This window comes from Actinoplanes sp. NPDC051513 (assembly GCF_044454685.1).
Taxonomy (GTDB): Bacteria; Actinomycetota; Actinomycetes; order Mycobacteriales; family Micromonosporaceae; genus Actinoplanes.
Map to the genome: position 1 here is coordinate 69,165 of NZ_JBITDW010000024.1, position 22,264 is coordinate 91,428.

Sequence of the window (22,264 nt, forward strand, 5' to 3'; positions counted from 1 at the left end):
ACCACGGGGAGTAACACAGTGAGGGTCACCTGGGGCCGGTTCGTCATCGACGCGCCGGAGGACGCGCCCCTCTCGTGGGGCGGGCAGGCGCTGGTCGAAGTGCTCGCCGCCGGTTTCGGCCGGGCGCATGTCTCGCAGCGGTTCGCGGACACGGCGATCGGCCGGGGCCTGCGCTACACCGGCCACGCGGAGAGTCGCGACGGAAACTTTCACGAGCTGCGGCTCGACCAGCGCGACGCCGGCAGCGGGCTGGCCGCCCGGGTGACCCTCCGCTCGGCGGGCGGCGTCGCCGCCTGCCAGGCCACCACGACCCTGACGAACGAGGGCGCCGAGCCGATCCTGCTGCTCGGCGTCACCTCGCTCGCCCTCGGCCTCGGCGACACCCACCCGATCGCCGATCTCGACCTGGTGTCCGGCGCGAGCGAATGGCTCGGCGAGGGCCGGTGGACGAGGCAGGCGCTGCGCGACGGGCTCGTGCCCGACCTCGGCCTGCTGCTCCACGGCCAGTCCGGCCGCGGCCGGCTCGCGCGGGTCAGCACCGGCACCTGGTCGACCGGCTCGCACCTGCCGGTCGGCGGCCTGATCGACCGGCGGCGCGGCGACGCCTGGATCTGGCAGGTCGAGCACAACGGCCCGTGGCGGTGGGAGACCGGCGAGCGGCTCGCCGGCGCCTATGTGGCGTTGCTCGGGCCCACCGACATCGACCACCAATGGCAGCAGTGGCTCGCGCCGGGGGAGTCCTTCACCACCGTGCCGGTCTCGCTGGCGGTTTCGTCGCAAGGCCTCGAGGGCGCGGTCGCCGAGATGACCGCGCACCGCCGGCACCTGATCCGGCCGCACCTCGACCGGGCCGAGCTTCCGGTCGTCTTCAACGACTACATGAACACGCTGATGGGCGACCCGACCACGGCCAAGCTGTTGCCGCTCATCGACGCGGCCGCCGAGACCGGCGCCGAGGTGTTCTGCGTGGATGCCGGCTGGTACGACAACAGCGCCGCCTGGTGGGACAGCGTCGGCGAATGGCAGCCGTCACAGACCCGGTTCCCGCGGGGCATCGAGGAGGTCATCGCCCGGATCCGCGGCCGCGGCATGGTGGCCGGGTTGTGGCTCGAGCCCGAGGTGATCGGCGTGCACAGCCCGATGCGCGACAAGCTGCCCGACGAGGCTTTCCTGCAGCGCGGCGGGGTGCGGCTGGTCGAGCACGGCCGGTTCCACCTCGACCTGCGGCACCCGGCGGCGGTCGGGCATCTCGACGAGGTGGTCGACCGGCTCGTCGAGCAGCTCGGGGTCGGCTATCTCAAGCTCGACTACAACATCGACCCGGGCGCCGGCACCGATCTCGAAGCGGGCAGCGTCGGCGCGGGGCTGCTCGGCCACAACCGGGCCCACCTCGCCTGGCTCGACGCCCTGCTCGACCGGCATCCGGGGCTGATCCTGGAAAATTGCGCGTCCGGCGGGATGCGGGCCGACTACGCGCTGCTCAGCCGCATGCAGCTGCAATCCACCAGCGACCAGCAGGACTGGCGCCGCTACCCGCCGATCGCGGTGGCCGCGCCGCTGTCGGTGCTGCCCGAGCAGGCGGCCAACTGGGCCTATCCGCAACCCGAGATGACCGACGAGCAGATCGCGTACACGATGGTCACCGGCCTCGCCGGCCGGCTCTACCTCTCCGGGCGGCTCGACGCCATGAGCGGTGGGCAGCGGCGGCTCGTGGGCGACGGCGTCGACACGTACCGGAAAATTCGCGGCGAGATCGCGACCGCGGCGCCCGCCTGGCCCCTCGGCCTGCCCGCGTGGGACGACGCCTGGCTGGCGGTCGCCCTGCGTGCCCCGGGCGTCACCTACCTGGCGTTGTGGCGCCGACCGGGCGCCACACCCAGCGTCACCCTTCCGTTCTCCCAGCGCGTCACGGCCGACGCGCTCTACCCCCGCGGGTTGCCGGCCTGGACCACCGCGTGGTCGCCGGGCGGGCTCACCGTCACCGCGACCGGCGACGAGCCCTTCTCCGCCCGGCTGTTCCGCCTCCTCCCGAATGAACTCCCGACCGAAGGATCGCTATGAAACGCATACTCAGCGCCCTTGCCGGTGTCGCGCTGCTCCTCGGGGCCTGCAGCGACCCCGGCGCCACGACCACGTCGAGCGGCGACACCACCTGGGCCGACCCGGCCGCCAAGCTCGACGGGGTCAAGCTCACCATCTGGGCCGCGCAGAACAGCAACACCGTGCCGGCCAAGGTGATCGAGGGCTTCCAGCAGGCGACCGGCGCGACCGTGCAGGTCGTCACCGTGCCCGACCCCTACGAACAGGGCGTGCAGACCAAGGTCGCCACCGGCGACAAACCGGACCTCGCGTTCTGGCAGCCGACCGCGTCCATGCTCACCGCGATCAACGCGAAGGCCAACCTGCAGCCGCTCACCGGCGCGCCGTGGCTTCCGGCGCTGGATCCGAAACTGCGCGACATCACCGGGCTGCTCGGCGACACCCGCTACGCGGCGCTGGTGACCAGTCCGGCCGTCGAGGGCGTCTACTACAACAAGGAAATTTTCGCGGCCAACGGGATCGCCGCGACGCCCAAGAGCTTCGACGACATGATCGCCCTGGCCCGGCAGCTCAAGGGCAAGGGGGTCACGCCCTTCTACGAGATGGGCGCCGACCGGTGGGCCACCCAGTGGTGGGTGCAGGTGCAGCTCGCCGACGCCGCCAAGAGCGGCCTGTGGGACCGGATCAACAACGGCTCGGAGAAGTTCACCGACCCGACCGTCGTGGACGCCATCAAGAAGTACCAGGCGCTGATCGGCGAAGGATTGTTCAACAAAGACATCAGGACCGCGAAATTCGAGGATCAGGGCGCGGCGTTGCTCGACGGCAAGGCCGCGATGGTCGTGCAGGTCAACTCGTTCTTCGGGCAGCTGCAGGCCAAGGCCGACACCGCGACGCTGGACAAGAAGATCGGCTTCTTCCCGATCTCGCCGTCCGGCAACATGGGGACCTTCATCCCCGACCAGTCGAACGCGCTGGTCGCGTTCAAGACCGGCGACAGCAAGCGGGAAGCGGCGGCGCGTCAGCTCCTCGCGTACTGGATGGGCCCTGGTTATTCCGATTTCGTGACCGACCGGAAGACCGTTTCGCTGGAGACCGGCGTCGCGAACCCCGCGGGCGTGCCGCAGGCGCTGCTCGACGTGCACGCATCGCTCGCGGACTCGGTCGGCTCGATGCAGGCGCTCGCCGTCGCCAACCCCGACCTCTACATCAACCTGGCCGACATGATCGCCGGAACCATGACCCCCGACCAGGTCGCCAAGGCCACCCAGGACCAGTTCGCCCAGCTCGCCAAGGCCGCCGGCGCCACGGGTTTCTGATGGCCACCGCAACCGTCTCCCGGGCCCCCGTGCGGCCGGCGACACCGCCGCGCCGCACGGGGAAACCCATCGGCCGGGTCACCCATCCGTTGTGGTTTCTGCTTCCCGCGTACGCCGTCCTGGTCGTGTTCTTCGTGCTGCCGACCGTCTTCAATTTCGTGTACGCGTTCACCGACTGGTCCGGTTTCAAGAGCGCGATCAACCCGGTCGGGTTCGACAACTTCACGTCGCTGGCCGCGGACGGCACGCTCTGGCGGTCGCTGCGGATCACCCTCGAGTACGCCGTCCTGGTCGCGATTTTCCAGAATGTCTTCGGCTTCGGGCTGGCGGTGCTGCTCGAACGGGACACCCTGGTCAACCGGATCGCGCGGACGTTCTTCCTGCTGCCGGTGCTGATGTCGGCGCTCGCCGTCGGCTACATCTTCCAGGCCCTGCTCAAGCCGAGCGGCCTGCTCGCCGACACGACCTGGACGCTGCTGGTCGTGTCGCTGATCCACGCCTGGAAGTGGATGGGCCTGTCGATGCTGATCTACCTGGCCGGGCTCAAGACCATCCCGCTCGACCTGGTGGAGGCGGCCTCGATCGACGGCGCCTCGCGATGGCGGTCGTTCTGGCGGATCCGGGCGCCGCTGCTTGCGCCCGCGGTCACCTTCAACGTCGCGACCGCGCTGCTCGGCTCGATGAACGGCTTCGACATCGTCCAGGCGACCACCGGCGGCGGCCCGGCCCGGACCACCGAGATCCTCAACATCTTCATCTACCGAACGTTCGGTCAGGGGCTGTTCGCCCAGGCCACCACGATGAGTCTGGTGTTGTTCCTGATGGTGGCGCTGCTGGCCGTCCCGGTCATCTACGTGCTGCGCAAGCGGGAGGAGATCCTGTGAGGCGGGTGCAGCCGTTCGCGGCTCTGTTGTTGACGGCGGTTCTCATCGGGGTTCCGCTGTGGCTGGTCGTGGTGACGGCCGGGAAGTCGCAGGGCGAGGCGGTCGACCCCGACCTCTCGCTGCCCTCGCACTGGCAGCTGCTCGACAACCTGCGGGAGGTGTGGACCCAGGCCGACGTGCCGGCCGCTTTCTTCGGCAGCATGCTGATCGTGGCGCCCACGGTCGTGCTGGTGCTGATTCTCGGGTCGATGGCGGCGTGGGTGCTGGCCCGGCGGTCGTCGCGGCTCACCGCGACGCTGTACGCGCTGGGCATCAGCGGGATCATCCTGCCGCCGGCCGTCGTGACGGTGGTGCTGTTGCTGCGGCAGCTCGGGCTGGCCGGGACGGTGATCGGAATGATCTGCGTCTACCTCGGCATCTACCTCTCGACGGTGATCTTCTTCGTCACCGGCTTCGTCCGTACGATCCCGGTGGCGCTCGAGGAGGCGGCGCAGATCGACGGGGCCGGGCCGGTGCTGGTCTTCCGGCGGGTGGTGCTGCCGCTGCTGCGGCCGGTGCTGGCGACCGCCACGATCCTGATCTGCCTGTACGTCTGGAACGACGTGTTCTACGCCTTCTTCGTGGTGGGCGGGCGGCTGGACACCTTGCCGCTCAACCTGTTCCGGGTGGCGAGCGCGGGGCTCTACCTCAACAACTGGCACCTGATCTTCGCGTACGTGATGCTGATGAGCCTGCCGTTGGTGGCGGTCTTCGCGGTGGCCCAGCGCCGGCTCATCTCCGGCATCACCGGCGGCGCGGTCAAATAGAAAGGCGGCGTACACCGAGGTGTACGCCGCCTTCAGGTGTTACTTGGGGTCGTTGTTGAACTTCGAGGTCGACCAGAAGTAGCCGAGCACCGTGAGGCCCACGCACCAGGCGACGGCGAGCCACCCGTTGTGACCGATCTCGGTGCCGAGCAGCAGGCCCCGCAGGGTCTCGATGGCCGGCGTGAACGGCTGGTACTCGGCGATCGGCTGGAACCAGCCCGGCATCGAGTCGACCGGGACGAAGGCGCTGGACAGCAGCGGCAGCAGGATCAGCGGCATCGCGTTGTTGCTGGCGGCCTCGGCGTTCGGGCTGACCAGGCCCATGCCGACCGCGATCCAGGTGAGCGCCAGGGCGAACAGGACGAGCAGCCCGAACGCCGCCAGCCAGTCCAGGGCGGTGGCGTCGGTGGAGCGGAAGCCGATGGCCACGGCGACCGCGCCGACGAGCACGACGCTCATGACCGACTGCAGGACGCTGCCGATCACATGCCCGACGATCACCGAGCCGCGATGGATCGCCATCGTGCGGAAACGGGCGATGATGCCCTCGGTCATGTCGTTGGAGACGGAGACCGCCGTCCCGATCACGGTGCTGCCGATGGTCATCAGCAGCAGGCCGGGGACGAGATACGCGATGTACTTGGCGCGGTCGGGTGGACCGCCGTCGATGCCCGCGCTCAGCGTGTCGCCGAAGATGAAGACGAACAACAGCAACAGCATGATCGGGGTGAGCAGCAGGTTCAGAGTGAGCGACGGGTACCGCCGCGCGTGCAGGAGGTTGCGGCGCAGCATCGTGGACGAGTCGCGGGCGGCGAGGGCGAGAGTGCTCATCGGAGGGCCTCCATGGGCTGGGTCAGGGCGAAGAAGACGTCGTCGAGGTCGGGGGTGTGCACGGTCAGCTCGTCCGCCTCGATGGCGGCGGAGTCCAGCCGGTCGAGGACGGCGCGCAGCTCGCGCTGGCTGCCGCCGCTCGGGATCTGCAGCGACAGCGCCTCGTCGTCGCCGGCCGCGTCGGACAGGGTGAGGGCGGCGTGCTGATAGGCGGCGGGGTCGGTGAAGCGGAGCCGGACATGCCCGCCCGGAACGAGCCGCTTCAGCTCACCGGCGGTGCCCTCGGCCGCGATCTTCCCGTCGTGGAGCACGGCGATGCGGTCGGCGAGCTCGTCGGCCTCGTCCAGGTACTGCGTGGTGAGGAAGACGGTGACGCCGTCGGCGACGAGCTGACGGATGATCTGCCACATGGTGTGCCGGCTGCGGGGGTCGAGGCCGGTGGTGGGCTCGTCGAGGAAGATGATCCGTGGGCTGCCGACCAGGGTCATCGCGATGTCGAGGCGGCGCTTCATGCCGCCCGAGTAGGTGGAGGCGGGCTTGCTCGCGGCCTCGACCAGGTCGAAGCGCTGCAGCAGCTCGGCGGCGACGCGGGCGCCCTCGCGGCGGGGCAGGTGGTGCAGGTCCGCCATGAGCAGCATGTTCTCCTCACCGGTGATCAGGCCGTCGACGGCCGAGAACTGGCCGGTGACGCCGATCGAGGCCCGGACCGCCTGCGGGTCGGCGGTCAGGTCATGGCCGCCCACCCGGACGTCGCCGCCGTCCTTGGTGATGAGGGTGGAGAGGATCTTGACGGCGGTGGTCTTGCCGGCGCCGTTCGGGCCCAGCAGGGAGAAGATCGTTCCTTCGGGCACGACCAGGTCGATGCCGTCGAGCACGACCTTGTCGCCGTACGACTTGCGCAGCCCGTTCGCCGCGATGGCCAGGTTGGTCATGATGAGTGCTCCTTCAGAGACTGCGGGCGTTTCAGAGACTGCGGGCGGTGATGTCGCCGTGGGAGGTGGTGGCGCGGATGCCGAGCTCGACGGCGCCGTCGTTCTTGAGGGCGTTGCTCACGCGGCCGTAGCCGGTGCCGGCGTCCAGGGCGGCCGAGACCCCGTTGGCGGCGTCGACCGAGATGTCGCCGGACTGGGTGGTCAGGACGACCGTGCCGCCCACGGCCTCGGCGATCCGGATGTCGCCGCGAGCGGTGCTGATCTCGGCGGAGCCGCCCAGCCGCCCGACCTCGACGTCGCCGTCGATCGCGGCGAGGCGCAGGCTCGCGGCTTCGTCGATCTTGATCTCGCGGTACGCGCCGTCGAACGCGACCTCGCCGAGGCGGCCGACGCCGCGCAGCTCGGCGGCGGCGGACCTGCCCTCGACCCGAGAGCCGGCGGGCAGCTCGACGGTGACCTCGACCGATCCGGAGTGGCCGATGAGCTTGTTCGCGGGCTCGGAGGTGCGGATGCGCAGGACGCCGTCGGCGTACTCGACCGTGGTCTGCGCGGCCACCTGCACGTCGCGGCCCTTCGAGGCATCCGTGGGCCGGACCTCGACGGCGGTGTCGGCCCGGTCGCCGGCGATGAGCTGGACGCGCCCGGCGGGGATGTCGAGGACGGCGGTGATCGGGGCGGGGGTATCGAACTTCTGCATTGCCGGCTCCTTGCGCTCGGTGTTTCTGATGTGCGAAACGCTACGTTGCGTTCACCAGCCCGGCAACTGCCTTGTTGCGTGCAGATAGAATAACAGCAGGCCAGCGCCAGGATTTCATTGCAATGGCACTGTTTCTAATGCAACGTCCCCGCGTTGGGTCGTTGCATTGGCTAGGGAATGAACGCGACGGCGCCGACACACGCCGGAACAACGCGCCGGCGGCAAGCAGCCAGAACCTGGTGCTGTTCACGACCGGCCTCGCTCCCGCAGCTCGTAGAGCCGAGTTCGCCGGACGGGATGGAAGCCGAGGTGCCGGCGTGCGGCCGGCAGGACGGGATCGTCCCCGGCGGCGGCGGTTTCGATCTCGGTGATCTGGGGGTGGATCTCGCGCAGCCGCTGGATCAGGGCGGCATTGACCCAGAGCCCGAGCCGCCGTCCGTGATGGCCGGGAAGCACGGCCGGTCCGTACTGACGGGCGCGGGGCTCAGCGGGCCGGCCAACCACCGCCACGGCGTAGGCCGCCAGGTCGCCGTCCGCGTCCGCCGCGGTCAGCACGGCGTTGCCGGGGTGGCTCGGGCTGCGCAGCAGATCCTGGATGTCGGGGGCGCCGGGAAGGTGGCCGGTCCAGTGGATCAGGCGGTAGCCGGGGTGCTCGGCGTCGACCAGCTCACCCAGCCAGGCCTGGTGAACATCGCAGTAGGTGAGCAGGTCGTGGCGCCGGGACAGGGTGTGGCGAAAGCCGTGCCGGCGGCAGAACGCCTCCGCCGGCGAGCCCGCGGTCACGTCCGCGAGCAGGCGTGGCGCGGCGCTGTGTTCCCGGACGGCGGCCAGCAGCCGGGAGCCGATCCCGCGCCGCCGCCACTCCGGTTCCACGTACAGCGTCAGCTCGGCGGCGTCCGGCCCCGGGTCCGAGAGGGCCGGCAGCGGTATGGTCGGCCGCAGGCCGGCCACCCCGGCGACGGAGCCGCCCAGCGCCACCGCCTGCCACCGTGCGCCCCCGGGTTGCTCCGGCGCCGCCACGATGTCGATCAAGGGTTCCCGCATGGCACCACGATCGCCGGGCCATCGGCGCCGAACAATGTGAAAGATTGAACCGCCGGATTAGCCACCGGTTATCGATGGGAGAGATGGCCTGGTGGAGCTACGCGACATCGAGATCTTTCTGGCGCTGGCCGAGGAGCTGCACTTCGGGCGCACGGCCGAGCGCCTCCGGGTGTCCCAGGCGCGGGTGAGTCAGTCGATCAAGCAGCAGGAGCGCCGGATCGGCGGCGCCCTCTTCGAGCGGACCAGCCGCAGCGTGCGGCTCACCCCGCTCGGCGAGCGGCTCCGCGACCGGCTCGCCGCGGGCTACGGCGAGATCATGGCCGGCATCGAGGAAGCGACTGCCGCCGCTCGCGGGCAAGCCGGCACCCTGACCGTCGGCACGTTCGACATCCACCACCAGAAGATCGCGGCCGTCCTCGATCTGTTCCGGCAGCGGCACCCGGGATGTGAGTTGCGCATGCGCGAGGTCCTCCCGACCGACCCGTTCAGTGGGCTGCGCGCCGGCCGGATCGACGTCGGGGTGCTCTGGCTGCCCGTCCGCGAGCCCGACCTCGTCGTGGGGCCGGAACTGTTCACCGAGCGGCTGGTGCTGGCCGTCGCGCCGGATCACCCGCTGGCCGGCCGGGACCGGGTCGACATGGAGGTTCTCGGCGACTACCCGGTGGTGTATCCGGACGGGCCCATTCCCGACTACGTGTGGCAGGCGCACACCCCGGCCGTGACACCGGCGGGCCGGCCCGTCCGGCCCGGAGTCACCGTGGCCACCCTCGCGGAGGCCTTCACGGCCATCAGCGCCGGCAGCGTCATCTCACCGATCGGGGAGTACTCGGCCTACTCCCGGCTGCGCAGCGACGTCACCTTCCTGCCCATCACCGATGGACCGGTCCTGCCGTACGCGCCGGTGTGGCGCAGCGCCGGGGAGACCTCGCTGATCCGCGCCTTCCTCCGAGCCGCCGGCGACGCGCTGTTGTCTCCGCCCGCGACACTTTGAGGCATGCCGACAACCGATTACCACCGCCTGGCTCGCACGCCACAGCTCCGCTGGTGGAAATCGGTGCTGGGCACGCTGTTCATCCTGGCGGGCGGTCTCGCCCTGGCGATCGGGATGTTCCTCGTCGCGATGATCGTTGCCGTGATCGCCGGCCGGCCCCTCGACGACGCCGGGCTGCCGACGCTGGGCCCGCTCACCGAGCTGGCGCTGACGTTCCTCGCGGTCGCGGCGCTGCTGCCGCCCACGTTCGCGGCGGCGCGCTGGATACAGGGCCGACCGGCCGGGACGCTCTCGTCGGTGGCGGGACGGCTGCGGTGGCCGTGGATGATGGCCTGCTTCGGCGTCGCGGCGGTCGCGGTCGTGGTCCTGCTGGGGATCGCGGCCGTGCTGGTTCCCGAATCCGCCGGGGATGCCACCGAACTCGTGGGCTGGCGGACATTCCTGGTGTCGGCGCTCGTCGTGGTGCACGTGGTGCCGGTGCAGGCGGCGGCCGAGGAGTACGTCATCCGGGGCTGGCTGATGCAGGCGATCGGTGCCTACTGCCGTCGACCGTGGCTGCCGATCGCGGTGCAGGCCGTCGTCTTCGCCGCGCTGCACGGCTGGGGCACGCCGTGGGGCTTCGCCGACCTGGTGGTGTTCGGGGTCGTCGCGGGCTGGCTGACGGTGCGGACCGGCGGCCTCGAAGCGGCGATCGCGCTGCACGTGGCCAACAACCTGCTCGGCACGCTGCTGATGGCCGCCTTCGGCGACCTGAGCACGGACGAGACCGCGGCGGACATGCCGTGGCAACTGGTCGCGATCGACGTTCCGGCGCTCGTCGCGTACGCGATGGTGGTGATCTTTCTGCAGCGCCGCTTGCTCGCCGGCGGCCGGAATGACCGGAACGGTGCCCTCGTAGGCGCGGCGGCACCTGGTCGAGGAGCGCGGCTTCGACAAGGCGCACCTTGACTTCGTGGGCTACTGGCGGCACGGGCACGCCTACATGTGACGAAGGATCTCCGATCGGCTTGGGACGCAGGTCGCGGGCGGCTCTAGGACATGACCGGGAAGAGGTCGGTTGACGCCCGGCCGGTCGCGGCCTCGATGAAGTCGACGGGCGGCGCGATGTGCGCGATCACCTCCGCGGTGTGCGCGAGCCCGTCGGCCGGCACGTCCGGCTCGTGGCCGAGCGCCCGCTGCACGTCGAGCAGGTGGACGGTCGCCTCGAGGATGCCGATGCTGACCGCCTCGCCGAGGGGCAGCACCGCCCGGCCGAAGTAGTCGATCGACACGTCCCCGAGCTGCCGCGCCTGCGCGATCGCGTGCGGCCCGGTCGTGGCGAACTGGTCGACCAGCTGTTCGACCGTGTACTTCTCGGCGTCTTCGCGCCCCGAATCGGCGACCCGGTCACGCGTCGTGTTGGCGATCCCGTCCGGGACGTTGAACTCGCCGAGCAGCGCCGCCGCGGTGGCGTGGGTGGCCGGCGCGTCGGTGACCCGGCCGACGAGGATCGAGAATCCGAACGGCCATGCGGCCGAGTGCGCCCAGAGGGCCCGCAGGTCCCAGCCGTCGAGCCGGGTGGGCCGCCGCCAGTCGGCTTCGGTCAGCCCCTTCCCGGTCCCGGCCCAGACCGACCAGAGCGCGTCGAGTGTGGTGAGACGGTCATCGATGGACATTGCTCGACCTTAGCCACAACGCGGGGTCACCGTGAGTAGGCGCGACCATTTCGATGTCCGCGAGGTGCCAAAGATGGGCGTGGGTCTCGGCGAGGGCCATCCGGCGCAGCCGGCCGTGGAGCGAATCCCAGCCGCGTGACCAGGTCAAAGACGCGGCGCGATCTGACGCCGGGTGGGCCGCGCACGCCGCCACGAGGATCTCATCAGCGGCCCACCCGCGCCGCGCGCACAGGGTGTCAGGAGCGTTTCGGACCCGGTTCAGGATTTGTTCAGGCTCTCCCGCGAGGCCGGCGAAACGTCGATCTCCCGCATCGCCGCCGCGTACTCGTCGTAGGCCCGCCGCGCCTCCCCGTGCCGCCCGGCCGCGGTCAGCGCCCCGATCAGCCCCAGGTGCGCGGCCTCGTCGTACCGCTCACCCGCGACGATCCGCCGGTACCACCCCGCCGCGGTCTCGGGTCCCGCCCCGATCGCCAGCCGCCGCAACACTTCCCGATGCAGATCGGCCAGCGTGACCCGCGCGCTCTCGTCCCCCACGCAGAGCTCTCCGGCATAGAGCGTGGCCACCGCCTCGAGCCGGGCCTCGTCGCGCGGCGCCGCCAGCGCGGCACGAGCGGCAGCCGCGAACGCCGCCGTGTCCAGCGCCACGTGCCGGGTGTCGAGCCGCACGCTGTCCTCGTCGGCGGCCAGGAAATGTCCCGCCGGCCGCCGGTGCCCCGGATCGAACACCCCTCGCACGGTCGACACGAGCACCGCCAGCCGGCGCCCCGCGACGGCAGCCTCGGCCTCCGGCCACAACGCCACCGCCAGCGTGTGCCGCGAAATCGGCCCACCCGACCGGGCCGCGAGCAATTTCACGAGGTCCCGCGCTTTCCGTGACTGCCACGCCGCGGTCGGCACCGACTCTCCCGACAACAGCACGGCAAATTCCCCGAGCGCCCGGATCGCGACCTCGGCGGTGGGTGGCGCGCCGAGCGCGGCCAGCGGTCCGGCGATCTGCCAGACCCCATCGCGTACGCCGAGAGCATGCAACCGCGTGCGCGCGACCGCTTCCGCCGGCCAATCCGCGGTGAGCCGGCCCCGCACGACCGCGTTGGTGGCCGCCGCGAGCCCGTTGCCCACCTCGCCCCAGATGGCCGCCGCCTCCGCCAGATCGGACAGCCGCCCCGCCACCGACCGCTCGTCCGCGAGCGCCCCCAGCTCGAGCGCCTCCGCCAGCCCGGCCGCGTCGCGCCTGCGCCCGGCCTCCGCCTTGGCCCGCGCCGCATGCGCCGCCGCGGCCGGCCGATCGCCGGAGCACAGCGAGACCCAGCCGGCCGCGAGCTCGGGCAGCACCGCACCGCCCGTCGGCGACTGGGCGAGGGCCTGCTTGGCCGTGCGGCCGGCCTCGGCCGGGTCGTCGGCGAAGACCGCGCGGGCCAGGCCGGCCCAGGCCTCGATGAGGACCTGGGCGTTCGCGGTGGGCTCGGCCAGCGCGATCGCTTCGCGGTAGGTGGCGACCGCCTGGCTCGCCAGGCCCAGCTGCCGGTGCACCCGCGCGATGGTGAGCAGTCCGAACGCGGCCTGCGGCGAGCCCATCCGCTGCCATCCGCTGAGCGAGGCGTCCGCGTCGTCGCGGGCCCGGCGCAGCTCGCCGAGCCCCAGCCAGGCCTCGGCCCGGTTGTGCCGCGCGAGCGCCATCAGCTCGGGCAGATCGGCGCCTTCGCCCAGCCGGATCGCCTGGTCCAGCTCGGCGATCGCGGTGCGATAGCGGCCCTCCTCGAGAAGCCGGGAGCCCACGTTGCTGCGGATCCGCACCTGCTGCCGCACGTCTCCCGCGCGCTCCGCGGCGGCGAGCGCGAGGGCGTACGCGTGCTCGTTGGCCGCCCTGTCCCCGGCCTGGTAGGCCCCGAGAGCCTGCGCCACATAGGCGGCGGCGAGGGCGGCGTCGTCCTTGCTCCGCTGTGCTTCGAACACCGCCTGGCCGGCCAGCTCGCGGACGTTGTCACCGCCCTGCGCCCAGCTGAGCGAGGCCCGCGCGGCCAGGAGCTGCGCGCGATCCGCCGTTGCCGTGTCCTCGTCGTCGACGGCTCGCGCATAGATGCGATCGGCGGCGTCGAACTCGCCGCGGGCATGCAGGAGCACGCCGGCCCGCCAGGCGTCCGCGACCGGAACGGGACCGCCGGGCGGCAGGTCCTCGAACACCGAGTGCTCCCTCACCATCGCGAGCACCGTACCGAAAGAGTTACGCCTGCGGTGCCATGAGGCTGCGGGCCACCTGGAGGTCGGTGATCAGGACGTTGACCCAACCGCCGCGCAGGGCCGCCCGGATCGCGGTGCTCTTGCGGGTGCCGCCGGCCACCGCGACGCGGCGCGGGATCGCGCGCAGGGTGCCGGCCGCGATGCCGAGCACGCGATCGTCCAGTTCGGACTCGATGTGCACGCCGTCGGAGTCGAAGAAGCGGATGCACACGTCGCCGACCGCGCCCGCCGACCGCAGCGCCGGCAACTCGCTCTCGGCGACCGCGTTGCCGCTCTCGCGCAGCAGCGGCGACGGCTCGATGCTGCCGACGCCGACCAGCGCCATGGTGAGGTCGTCGCAGGCGCGCAGCACCGGCTCGATGTTGGGGTCGCTGACGAACATCTGCCGCATGTCGCCCGAGGCGAGCAGGCCGGGCGCCGGCAGGTAGACGGCCTGGGCGCCGGTCAGCGCGGCCAGCCGGCCGGTGATGCGGGTGGCCTGGGTCTGGGCGGTGACGTTGCCGACGCCGCCGATCATCTGGACCACCTGGTCGGCGACGGGGGTGGGCCGCGGGTGCATGGCCTCGACCGTGGCCAGGATCGTCGAGCTCCACGAGGAGACGCCGATCCGCTCGCCGCCCATCAGCGTGGTCTCCAGGTAGACGGCCGCGGCCGCGCCGAGCGCCCGCATCACCTGGGTCTCGTCGGCGTGGTCGTCGGTGTCCGCGACGATCACCTCGGTGACGCCGTACGCCTGCTCGATCTGCTCCTCGAGCTCGGCATAGACGCCCCGCGGCGCGATCACCGTGGTGCGCACTATGCCGAGCTCGACCGCCCGCTTGAGCAGCCGGGAGACCCGCGGCTGGGAGATGTGCAGCTGCTCGGCGATCTGGGGCTGCCGCATGCCGCGCTCGTGATACATGCGCGCGACCTTGGTGAGCAGGCGGATCTGATCGGTGGCGATCTCCGCCGTGTAGCTGTCCACCATTACGGCCCTCCCCGTGCGTAGCCCCGCGCAGCTAGGAAGAATATCCATTCAGCTTCGGAGGGAAGAACCTACCTAACGGTCACAATCACCCGCTGGTAGTGCTTCAGCCAGCGGCAGCGTGACCGCCAGGGCCGCGGCGGTAGATAGCCGGCGAACTGTCCGAGTCTGCAACGTGCGTCCTTCCTGAAACAGGACGAATAGAAATTCAGTGCTGCATCAGTACCGCAACAGGACGGTAATCATGACGTCAGCCGAGAGTCAAGAACGCAACCCGTTGACAACGACGACATCGAGCGTTCACAGTAGCTGCATGGCCAGTCGCCTATGAATGGATATTCAGCATGAAGGTGATCGCACGCCGGGCCGCGGCCCTCCTCCTCGCGGCAACGCTGACGACGGCCTGCTCCAAAGTGCCGGGCGTCTATGTGTACGAGAAGGACGGGCAGGCCACGGCGGCCAAGCCGGGCGCGACCGACCCCAAGACGTACGTGGCCGACAACTGGTCGTCGAAGATCGTGCCGACCGTGCACGACAAGGCGGTCGACGTCACCACGGTGGCCGCGGCGATCGCGAAGGACCCGGAGGCGGCCGGCAAGCAGTACGGCCACCAGGCGGGCACCGGCAGCCCGTACGCGTACATGGTCAAGGGGTCGGGAACGGTGACCGGCATCGACACCTCGGTGCCCACCGGCCCGATGACGGTCCAGGTGGGCGACACGAAGGTCACCATCGCGACCGGCCCGGTCATCGCCGGCACCGCCATTCGCGACGGGGTCGGCTTCATCTCGTTCGGCGACTTCACCAACCAGATCGACTACGCCGCGGCGGCCAACCAGATCAACGCCAAGGCGAAGACCGACGTGATCGCCAAGGTCGACCTGTCGTCGCTGAAGGGCAAGAAGGTCCAGTTCTACGGCGCGTTCTCGGCGCTGAGCCCTGGAACGATCTTCGTGGTCCCGACCGAGCTGACGGTGACGCCATGACCTCGGCCGAGATTCTCGAGGCGCACGACATCAGCAAGAGCTACGGCGGCGTGCGCGCGCTCAAGGACGTCACCTTCACCGCGTACCGGGGCAAGGTCAACGTCCTGGTGGGGGAGAACGGCGCCGGCAAGTCGACGCTCATGAAGATCCTCTCCGGCTCGGAGCAGCCGACCAGCGGCGAGATCCTGCTCGACGGCGAGCCGGTCACGCTCGGCAGCCCCCGCGACGCCCAGGCGCTCGGCATCGGGATCATTCACCAGGAGCTGTCGCTGTTCCCCAACCTGTCGATCGCCGAGAACATGTTCGCCGGCCGGGAGCTCCGTCGCGGGAAGCGTTTCGTCGATGCCCGGGAACAGCGTCGCCGGGCTCGCGAGGTCCTCAAGAGGCTCGGCCAGGACCGCCTCGACCCGAACACGCCCGTCGGCGACCTGCCGATCGGCCAGCAGCAGCTCGTCGAGATCGGGCGGGCATTGCTCGAGGACGTCCGCGTGCTGATCATGGACGAGCCGACCTCGGCGCTGTCCAACCACGAGGTCGACGTCCTCTTCGACGTGATGGCCGACCTGCGCGAACAGGACGTCACGGTCATCTACATCTCGCACAAGCTCGACGAGTTCCGCCGCATCGGCGACTGGGTCACCGTCTTCCGCGACGGCAACCTGGTCGCACACGAGTCGATGAGCCGCACTGACACCGGGTGGATCGTCCGGCAGATGGTCGGCCGTGACCCCGACTCGCTCTACGTCCGCAACAGCTCCCCGGTGGGCGACCTCCTGCTGGACGTCCGCGATCTGAGCCTCCCCGGAACCGTGCCCGTCCACGACGTCTCGCTGACCGTGCGGGCCGGCGAGGTGGTCGGCATCTACGGCCTCATGGGCGCCGGCCGCACCGAGCTCGTCGAGTGCCTGATGGGCATGCGGCGGGCCGCCTCCGGCCGGGTCCTGATGCGCGGCAAGGAGGAAAAGGAGGGCACGGTCCAGGCCCGGATGGCGGCCGGCCTCGCGCTCGTGCCCGAGGACCGGCAGCGCGACGGCCTCGTGCAGACCATGTCCGTGCGCGACAACATCCTGCTCGCCACCGTGGCCCGGTTCACCCATGCCGGGCTTCTCTCCGGCGGTGCCGAGCAGCGCACGGCGGCCGCGAAGGTCAAGGACCTGGCCATCAAGATCCCGGGCCTGTCGGCGGCGGTCACCGCGCTGTCCGGCGGCAACCAGCAGAAGGTCGTGCTGGCCCGGGCGCTGCTCACCGAACCGGTGGTGCTGCTGCTCGACGAGCCCACCCGGGGCATCGACGTCGGCGCGAAGTCCCAGATCGCCGCGCTGATGGCCGACCTCGCCGCGCAGGGCTTCGGGGTCCTGTTCATCTCGTCCGAGCTGGCCGAGGTGATCGCCATGGCCGACCGGGTCCTGGTCATGGCCCGCGGCCGCATCACCGCCGAGTTCACCGCCGAGAACGTCACCGAGGAGGCCCTCGTCACCGCCTCCGCGTCCGAGAGCGTCCTGGAGGCGTCCTGATGACCGACACTGATGTCGCGGCCCCGGCCAAGGCCGCGACGCCGGAAGCTCCCCGGAACCAGGCCCTCGCCCGGGCCGCGTTGCTTCTCCTACGAGGGCGGACTCTGGTCGTACTCGTGCTGCTGGTGATCTTTTTCAGCGCGATCTCGGGGGAGTATCTGACCCAGAGCAACCTGATCCTGATGACCAAGCACGTGGCGATCAATGCGATCCTCGCGATCGGGGTCACCTTCGTGATCCTCACCGGGGGCATCGACCTGTCGGTCGGCTCGATCGCCGGGCTGGCGAGCATGGTCTCCGGCGGGCTGCTCTTCAAGGGGTTCAACGTCCCGGGCGGCACGATCTTCTTCTCGGTGGCCGTGGTGATCCTGATCGGGATCCTCGTGGGCGCGCTGGTCGGCGCCGTCAACGGCCTGCTGATCACCCGGTTCAAGGTCGCGCCGTTCATCGCCACGCTCGGCATGCTGTACGTCGCCCGCGGCCTGGCCCAGCTGCACAGCAACGGCGGCACCTACCCCGACCTGGCCGGCACGCCCGAACGCGGGAACACGGGCTTCTCCTTCATCGGCGTGGACAGCGTGCTCGGCATCCCGGTCGCCGTCTGGATCATGATCCTGGTCGCGATCGCGGCGATCGTCGTGACCACCAAGACCCCGTTCGGCCGGCGCATCTTCGCGGTCGGCGGCAACGAGCGGGCCGCGATCCTGGCCGGCATCAGGGTCAACCGCGTCAAGATCGCCGTGTACGTCATCTCCGGCGCCTGCGCCGCGCTGGCCGGCCTGCTGCTCACCTCCGAGCTGGGCGCGGCCTACCCGGACACCGCCACCACGTACGAGCTCAACGCGATCGCCGCGGCGGTCCTCGGCGGCACCGCGCTCGCGGGCGGCCGCGGCACCATCATCGGCACCGTCATGGGCGCCTTCGTCATCGGCTTCCTCAGCGACGGCCTGGTCCTGGTCGGGGTCTCCACCTTCTGGCAATCCGTGGTGAAGGGCGCCGTGATCGTCTTCGCGGTCATCACCGAGCAGGCGCAGCAGCGCCTGCAGTCCGGTCTCACCAAACGCACCTCCTTGTGAAAGGACGAATCCCCTTATGTTGAGAAGAACTCTGCTCGCTGTCGGCGCCGCCTCTCTTCTGGCCCTCACCGCCTGCGGCTCCTCGGATGACAAATCCGATGATTCCGGCAGCGCCCCCGCCGCCTCCAAGCTCATCGTGATCATCACGCCGTCGCCGGACAACGTCTTCTTCAAGGCCGAGCAGGACGCCGCGGCCGCGCAGGCCAAGAAGCTCGGCTACGAGACCCTCGTGCTCAGCCACGACGACGACCCCACCAAGCAGAGCCAGGAGATCGACACCGCGATCTCCCGCAAGGCCGCCGCGATCATCCTCGACAACGCCGGCGCCGACGCCTCGGTCGCCGCGATCCAGCGCGCCAAGGACGCCAAGATCCCGACCTTCCTCATCGACCGCGAGATCAACAAGACCGACGTCGCGGTCGCCCAGATCGTCTCCAACAACGCCCAGGGCGCGGGCCTCGGCGGCACCGAGTTCGCCAAGCTGATGGGCAACAAGGGCGAGTACGCCGAGCTCACCGGCAAGCCCACCGACACCAACGCGGGCGTCCGCTCGCAGGGCTACCACGGCGTGCTCGACCAGTACCCGGACCTCAAGATGGTCGCCCAGCAGAGCGCGAACTGGGACCAGGCCGAGGCGTTGCAGAAGACCCAGACCATCCTGCAGGCGCACCCGAACATCAAGGGCATCATCGCCGGCAACGACACGATGGCCCTGGGCGCCTACGCGGCGGTCCAGGCCGCCAAGAAGAACATCGTCGTCGTCGGCTTCGACGGCAGCCCCGACGTCGTCTCGTCGATCCTCAAGGACGGCATCAAGGCGACCGTGCTCCAGCCGGCCAGCAAGATCAGCGAGATGGCCGTCGACCAGGCCGACGCGTACATCAAGAACGGCAAGGCCGACCAGCCCGAGAAGCAGTCGGTCGACTGCGTGCTGGTGAACCCGGACAACGCCAAGTCGGTCAGCAACTTCGCCGTCGCCGCGTCCTGACCTGATCCGCCGCACCACCGAATGGGCGCCTGCCCACTTTAAGTGGGCAAGCGCCCATTCCGAAAAGCCACACGAAGAGAGGAACCCCATGCTGGTCGCCGACCCCCGTACCGCCGCAGCCTGGCGCCGACTCCGGCAGGAGATCGCCGACGCCGGGCCGGAGCGACGCCGCGAGTTACTGCGGGAGCGGGCCAACCAGTCCCGTGTCACCGACCTGCGCATGATCGGCCATGCCGGCCTGGGCCACGTGGGCGGCGACATGTCCGTCCTCGACATCCTCACCACCCTGTTCTTCGCCGTGCTGCGCATCGACCCCGAGAAGCCCGACTGGCCCGACCGCGACCGGTTCGTGCTCAGCAAGGGCCACACGGCCGGCGCCCTCTACACGACCCTCGCCGCGGCCGGCTTCTTCGCGGAGGAGGAGCTGGAGACGTTCGCCGCCCCGATGTCGGCGCTCAACGGCCACCCCAACCGGGTCAAGGTCCCCGGCGTCGAGACCAACACCGGCCCGCTCGGCCACGGCCTGCCGGTCTCGGTCGGGATGGCGGTCGCCGGGCGCCTGTCGGGCTCGTCCCGGCACGTCTACGTCGTGCTCGGCGACGGCGAGCTGCAGGAGGGAAGCAACTGGGAGGCGGCGATGACCGCCGGGCACCGCCGCCTGGCCAACCTCACCGCGATCGTCGACCGCAACCGCCTCCAGCAGGGCGCCCGCACCGAGGAGACCAACACGCTCGACCCGCTCGACGACAGGTTCCGCGCGTTCGGCTGGGACGTGCACGTCGTCGACGGGCATGATCATCTTGAGCTGCTGGACGCGTTCACGGCCGGCCGCGGCGAGCGTCCGACCTGCGTCATCGCCAACACGGTCAAGGGAAGGGGCGTCTCGTTCATGGAGGACCGCGTCGAGTGGCACCACAAGGTGCCGTCCCTCGAGCAGATCTCGCTGGCAACGGCGGAGCTGGCCCGATGAGCGCGCCCGTCCTTTCGTCGCCCGGCACCTTCGACTGCCGGGTCCCCTTCGCCGAAGAGCTGATCTCGCTCGCTCGCGAGGACGAGCGGATCGTGGCGGTCTGCAACGACTCGGTCGGCTCCAGCAACCTCGTCGGCTTCGCGAAGGAGTTCCCGGACCGGCTCATCAACGTCGGCATCGCCGAGCAGGACATGGTCGGGGTCGGCGCCGGCCTCGCGCTCAGCGGCTACGTGCCGTTCGTCTGCGGCGCCGCGCCGTTCCTCACCGGCCGCGCGCTCGAGCAGATCAAGGCCGACGTCGCGTACTCCCAATCGCCGGTCGTCCTCTGCGGGATGAGCCCCGGCATGGCGTACGGGGAGCTCGGCCCCACCCACCACTCGATCGAGGACCTCTCCTGGCTGCGCGCGATCGCCGGCCTCGGCATCGTCGTCCCGGCCGACCCGAACGAGACCCGCGCCGCGGTCCGCTGGGCGGCTTCGGCGAACACTCCGGTCTTCCTGCGCGTAGGCCGCTTCAAGGTGCCGGCGGTCACCGGCGAACGGCCGTTCACTTTCGGTACGGCGACGCGGCTGCGCGACGGCAGCGACGTGACCGTGGTGGCCACCGGCACGATGGTCTCCCGGGCGCTCGAGGCCGCCGAGGAGGCCGCCGGCCAGGGCGTCTCCGTACGGGTGCTGAACATGTCGACGATCGCGCCGCTCGACGAGGAGGCGATCCGGTCGGCGATGCGGGACACCGGGGCGATCATCACCGCCGAGGAGGCCACCACCACCGGCGGCCTGGGCGCAGCGGTCGCGGCCATTGTGGTCACCGAGCGGGTCCCGGTGCCGATGCGCATGCTCGGCGTGCACCGGGAGTTCGCCCCGACCGGCAGCACCGCGTTCCTGCTCGAGCACTTCGGCCTGACCGCCGCGGACATCCGGCGGGCCGCGATCGGGCTGGCCCGCGACGATGCTTGACGATCTTGTTCTCGCCGTCGACCAGGGCACGTCGTCGACCAAGTGCCTGCTGGTCTCCGCGGCCGGCGAGATCGTGCGGGAGGCGAGCGCGCCGGTGCCGATCCGCTACCCCCGGCCCGGGTGGGTCGAGCAGGACGCCGGCGAGATCCTCGACAGCGTCCTGGCCGCGGCGTCAGCGTGCCTCGACGGCGTGCCGGGCGGCGCGGTGAAGGCGGTCGGGCTCAGCACGCAGCGCGAGTCGGCGGTGGTGTGGGACCGGCGCACCGGACTCCCGGCCGGGCCAGTGCTCGGCTGGCAGGACCAGCGGGCCCAGCCTTTCTGCGACGACCTCAGAGACAAAGGTCAAGCCGGTCGCGTACGGGAGATCAGCGGGCTCCCGCTCGACCCGATGTTCAGCGCGGCCAAACTGCGCTGGCTCCTCGATCGGGCCCCGGACGCCGTGGTCGGCACCGTCGACTCCTGGCTTCTGTTCGCGCTGACCGGCAGTCACCAGATCGAGGTGGGCAACGCCTCCCGTACCCAACTGCTCGACGTACGGACCGGCGTGTGGAGCCCTTCGCTGCTCGAGTTGTTCGGCATACCGGAGACGGCGCTTCCGGTGGTGACGCCGTCGTCCGGCCCGCTCGGACGGATCGGGCCGCGCGGGGGAGTCCTCGACGGGCTGCCGATCACGGCGGTGCTCGGCGACTCGCACGCGGCCCTGTACGCACACGGCGCGACGGCCGACGCCGGCGTGAAGGTCACCTACGGCACCGGCTCGTCGATCATGCGGCTCGGCGAGGCCGGCGGCGACGCGGTCTGCCTCACCGTGGCCTGGAACGACCGGCTCGCCGCCGAGGGCAACATCCGGTCGAGCGGCTCCACCGTCGCCTGGCTGGCCGAACTGCTCGGCCTCTCGCCGGACCGGATCGGGCAGATGGCCGCGACGGCGTCCAGCGACGGCGTCCACCTCGTCCCGGCCTTCGGCGGGCTGGCCGCACCCTGGTGGGACGACACCGCGGTCGGCCTGATCAGCGGCCTCACCCTCGGCACCCGGCCCGCCCAGCTCGCCCGCGCCGCCGTCGAGTCGATCGCCCACCAGGTCGCCGACGTCGTGGACGCGATGGGCGGCGCCGCCCTGCTGCTCGCGGACGGCGGGGCCACCGGCAACGACACGCTCATGCAGATCCAGGCCGACCTGTCGGGCGTACCCGTCAAGCGCGCCCGGACCACCAACCTCTCCGCTCTCGGCGCCGCCTTCCTGGCCGGCGGCCGCACCGAGTGGTCCCTCGACTACGACGACTTCGATCCCCGTCCCAGCGACCCCGCCCTGCGTCCCGCCTGGCGCGACGCGGTGGCCCGGGCCCGCACCCCTCACCCAGGGAGCTGAC

The 22,264-nt window shown here is 70.8% G+C and carries 20 protein-coding genes and 1 pseudogene; 14 read left to right on the forward strand and 7 right to left on the reverse strand.

Going from position 1 to position 22,264, the window contains the following annotated elements:
* Positions 1 to 18: 18 nt before the first annotated feature.
* Genes ACIA5D_RS41865 through ACIA5D_RS41880 form a run of 4 tightly spaced genes read left to right on the forward strand, consistent with a single transcriptional unit; the run spans position 19 to position 5,049 of the window.
* Positions 19 to 2,061, forward strand: a complete 2,043-nt coding sequence (locus ACIA5D_RS41865) for a glycoside hydrolase family 36 protein (protein ID WP_396036145.1) — start codon at positions 19 to 21, stop codon at positions 2,059 to 2,061.
* Complete coding sequence (locus ACIA5D_RS41870) at positions 2,058 to 3,359, forward strand: ABC transporter substrate-binding protein (RefSeq protein WP_396036146.1); 1,302 nt, start codon at positions 2,058 to 2,060, stop codon at positions 3,357 to 3,359. The genes ACIA5D_RS41865 and ACIA5D_RS41870 overlap by 4 nt, the downstream gene beginning before the upstream one ends.
* Positions 3,359 to 4,243 (forward strand): carbohydrate ABC transporter permease, encoded by an 885-nt coding sequence (locus tag ACIA5D_RS41875; protein ID WP_396036147.1) that lies wholly within the window; start codon positions 3,359 to 3,361, stop codon positions 4,241 to 4,243. Before ACIA5D_RS41870 ends, ACIA5D_RS41875 begins: the two co-directional genes overlap by 1 nt.
* Positions 4,240 to 5,049, forward strand: a complete 810-nt coding sequence (locus ACIA5D_RS41880; protein WP_396036148.1) for a carbohydrate ABC transporter permease — start codon at positions 4,240 to 4,242, stop codon at positions 5,047 to 5,049. Before ACIA5D_RS41875 ends, ACIA5D_RS41880 begins: the two co-directional genes overlap by 4 nt.
* A gap of 39 nt (positions 5,050 to 5,088) precedes the next feature.
* On the opposite strand, the gene ACIA5D_RS41885 is transcribed toward ACIA5D_RS41880, so the two are convergent.
* The 4 genes from ACIA5D_RS41885 to ACIA5D_RS41900 form a co-directional block, all read right to left on the reverse strand.
* Positions 5,089 to 5,880, reverse strand: a complete 792-nt coding sequence (locus ACIA5D_RS41885) for an ABC transporter permease (RefSeq protein ID WP_396036149.1) — start codon at positions 5,878 to 5,880, stop codon at positions 5,089 to 5,091.
* Positions 5,877 to 6,812 (reverse strand): ATP-binding cassette domain-containing protein, encoded by a 936-nt coding sequence (locus ACIA5D_RS41890; RefSeq protein WP_396036150.1) that lies wholly within the window; start codon positions 6,810 to 6,812, stop codon positions 5,877 to 5,879. Before ACIA5D_RS41890 ends, ACIA5D_RS41885 begins: the two co-directional genes overlap by 4 nt.
* A gap of 31 nt (positions 6,813 to 6,843) precedes the next feature.
* Positions 6,844 to 7,509 (reverse strand): DUF4097 family beta strand repeat-containing protein, encoded by a 666-nt coding sequence (locus ACIA5D_RS41895; RefSeq protein ID WP_396036151.1) that lies wholly within the window; start codon positions 7,507 to 7,509, stop codon positions 6,844 to 6,846.
* A 246-nt stretch (positions 7,510 to 7,755) separates the two neighbouring features.
* Complete coding sequence (locus ACIA5D_RS41900; RefSeq protein ID WP_396036152.1) at positions 7,756 to 8,553, reverse strand: GNAT family N-acetyltransferase; 798 nt, start codon at positions 8,551 to 8,553, stop codon at positions 7,756 to 7,758.
* Positions 8,554 to 8,644: 91 nt separating this feature from the next.
* Between ACIA5D_RS41900 and ACIA5D_RS41905 the strand changes: the two genes are divergently transcribed.
* The 3 genes and pseudogenes from ACIA5D_RS41905 (at position 8,645) to ACIA5D_RS41915 (ending at position 10,532) form a co-directional block, all read left to right on the forward strand.
* Positions 8,645 to 9,544, forward strand: coding sequence for a LysR substrate-binding domain-containing protein (locus ACIA5D_RS41905; RefSeq protein WP_396036153.1), 900 nt, complete (start codon positions 8,645 to 8,647; stop codon positions 9,542 to 9,544).
* A gap of 327 nt (positions 9,545 to 9,871) precedes the next feature.
* Positions 9,872 to 10,252: pseudogene (locus tag ACIA5D_RS41910) on the forward strand (lysostaphin resistance A-like protein); the annotation flags it as partial.
* 202 nt (positions 10,253 to 10,454) lie between these two features.
* On the forward strand, positions 10,455 to 10,532 hold the full coding sequence (locus ACIA5D_RS41915) for a hypothetical protein (RefSeq protein ID WP_396036233.1): 78 nt from the start codon (positions 10,455 to 10,457) through the stop codon (positions 10,530 to 10,532).
* A 43-nt stretch (positions 10,533 to 10,575) separates the two neighbouring features.
* Here ACIA5D_RS41915 and ACIA5D_RS41920 read toward each other — a convergent pair whose 3' ends face one another.
* From ACIA5D_RS41920 to ACIA5D_RS41930, 3 genes are all read right to left on the reverse strand, one after another.
* Positions 10,576 to 11,199, reverse strand: a complete 624-nt coding sequence (locus ACIA5D_RS41920) for a maleylpyruvate isomerase N-terminal domain-containing protein (RefSeq protein WP_396036154.1) — start codon at positions 11,197 to 11,199, stop codon at positions 10,576 to 10,578.
* A 258-nt stretch (positions 11,200 to 11,457) separates the two neighbouring features.
* On the reverse strand, positions 11,458 to 13,398 hold the full coding sequence (locus ACIA5D_RS41925; RefSeq protein ID WP_396036155.1) for a hypothetical protein: 1,941 nt from the start codon (positions 13,396 to 13,398) through the stop codon (positions 11,458 to 11,460).
* A gap of 22 nt (positions 13,399 to 13,420) precedes the next feature.
* On the reverse strand, positions 13,421 to 14,404 hold the full coding sequence (locus ACIA5D_RS41930; RefSeq protein ID WP_396036156.1) for a sugar-binding transcriptional regulator: 984 nt from the start codon (positions 14,402 to 14,404) through the stop codon (positions 13,421 to 13,423).
* 341 nt (positions 14,405 to 14,745) lie between these two features.
* Between ACIA5D_RS41930 and ACIA5D_RS41935 the strand changes: the two genes are divergently transcribed.
* From ACIA5D_RS41935 to ACIA5D_RS41965, 7 genes are all read left to right on the forward strand, one after another.
* The gene (locus ACIA5D_RS41935; protein WP_396036157.1) at positions 14,746 to 15,387 is read left to right on the forward strand and encodes a DUF2291 family protein; all 642 of its coding nucleotides are present in this window, start codon (positions 14,746 to 14,748) and stop codon (positions 15,385 to 15,387) included.
* The gene (locus ACIA5D_RS41940; protein ID WP_396036158.1) at positions 15,384 to 16,901 is read left to right on the forward strand and encodes a sugar ABC transporter ATP-binding protein; all 1,518 of its coding nucleotides are present in this window, start codon (positions 15,384 to 15,386) and stop codon (positions 16,899 to 16,901) included. The genes ACIA5D_RS41935 and ACIA5D_RS41940 overlap by 4 nt, the downstream gene beginning before the upstream one ends.
* The gene (locus ACIA5D_RS41945; protein ID WP_396036159.1) at positions 16,901 to 17,977 is read left to right on the forward strand and encodes an ABC transporter permease; all 1,077 of its coding nucleotides are present in this window, start codon (positions 16,901 to 16,903) and stop codon (positions 17,975 to 17,977) included. Before ACIA5D_RS41940 ends, ACIA5D_RS41945 begins: the two co-directional genes overlap by 1 nt.
* A 16-nt stretch (positions 17,978 to 17,993) precedes the next feature.
* The gene (locus ACIA5D_RS41950) at positions 17,994 to 18,965 is read left to right on the forward strand and encodes a D-ribose ABC transporter substrate-binding protein (RefSeq protein ID WP_396036160.1); all 972 of its coding nucleotides are present in this window, start codon (positions 17,994 to 17,996) and stop codon (positions 18,963 to 18,965) included.
* Positions 18,966 to 19,053: 88 nt separating this feature from the next.
* On the forward strand, positions 19,054 to 19,935 hold the full coding sequence (locus ACIA5D_RS41955; protein ID WP_396036162.1) for a transketolase: 882 nt from the start codon (positions 19,054 to 19,056) through the stop codon (positions 19,933 to 19,935).
* Positions 19,932 to 20,894: a transketolase family protein gene (locus ACIA5D_RS41960; protein WP_396036163.1), complete on the forward strand. Its 963-nt coding sequence runs from the start codon at positions 19,932 to 19,934 to the stop codon at positions 20,892 to 20,894. The genes ACIA5D_RS41955 and ACIA5D_RS41960 overlap by 4 nt, the downstream gene beginning before the upstream one ends.
* Positions 20,887 to 22,263, forward strand: coding sequence for an FGGY family carbohydrate kinase (locus ACIA5D_RS41965; protein ID WP_396036165.1), 1,377 nt, complete (start codon positions 20,887 to 20,889; stop codon positions 22,261 to 22,263). Before ACIA5D_RS41960 ends, ACIA5D_RS41965 begins: the two co-directional genes overlap by 8 nt.
* The last annotated feature ends 1 nt before the right edge of the window (position 22,264 follow it).

Coding starts and splice junctions, on each gene's coding strand:
- ACIA5D_RS41920 (WP_396036154.1), bottom strand. CDS start 11,199: ATGTCCATCGATGACCGTCTCACCACACTCGACGCGCTCTGGTCGGTC.
- ACIA5D_RS41885 (WP_396036149.1), bottom strand. CDS start 5,880: ATGAGCACTCTCGCCCTCGCCGCCCGCGACTCGTCCACGATGCTGCGC.
- ACIA5D_RS41870 (WP_396036146.1), top strand. CDS start 2,058: ATGAAACGCATACTCAGCGCCCTTGCCGGTGTCGCGCTGCTCCTCGGG.
- ACIA5D_RS41945 (WP_396036159.1), top strand. CDS start 16,901: ATGACCGACACTGATGTCGCGGCCCCGGCCAAGGCCGCGACGCCGGAA.
- ACIA5D_RS41930 (WP_396036156.1), bottom strand. CDS start 14,404: ATGGTGGACAGCTACACGGCGGAGATCGCCACCGATCAGATCCGCCTG.
- ACIA5D_RS41875 (WP_396036147.1), top strand. CDS start 3,359: ATGGCCACCGCAACCGTCTCCCGGGCCCCCGTGCGGCCGGCGACACCG.
- ACIA5D_RS41890 (WP_396036150.1), bottom strand. CDS start 6,812: ATGACCAACCTGGCCATCGCGGCGAACGGGCTGCGCAAGTCGTACGGC.
- ACIA5D_RS41935 (WP_396036157.1), top strand. CDS start 14,746: ATGAAGGTGATCGCACGCCGGGCCGCGGCCCTCCTCCTCGCGGCAACG.
- ACIA5D_RS41950 (WP_396036160.1), top strand. CDS start 17,994: ATGTTGAGAAGAACTCTGCTCGCTGTCGGCGCCGCCTCTCTTCTGGCC.
- ACIA5D_RS41960 (WP_396036163.1), top strand. CDS start 19,932: ATGAGCGCGCCCGTCCTTTCGTCGCCCGGCACCTTCGACTGCCGGGTC.
- ACIA5D_RS41965 (WP_396036165.1), top strand. CDS start 20,887: ATGCTTGACGATCTTGTTCTCGCCGTCGACCAGGGCACGTCGTCGACC.
- ACIA5D_RS41895 (WP_396036151.1), bottom strand. CDS start 7,509: ATGCAGAAGTTCGATACCCCCGCCCCGATCACCGCCGTCCTCGACATC.
- ACIA5D_RS41925 (WP_396036155.1), bottom strand. CDS start 13,398: ATGGTGAGGGAGCACTCGGTGTTCGAGGACCTGCCGCCCGGCGGTCCC.
- ACIA5D_RS41955 (WP_396036162.1), top strand. CDS start 19,054: ATGCTGGTCGCCGACCCCCGTACCGCCGCAGCCTGGCGCCGACTCCGG.
- ACIA5D_RS41900 (WP_396036152.1), bottom strand. CDS start 8,553: ATGCGGGAACCCTTGATCGACATCGTGGCGGCGCCGGAGCAACCCGGG.
- ACIA5D_RS41940 (WP_396036158.1), top strand. CDS start 15,384: ATGACCTCGGCCGAGATTCTCGAGGCGCACGACATCAGCAAGAGCTAC.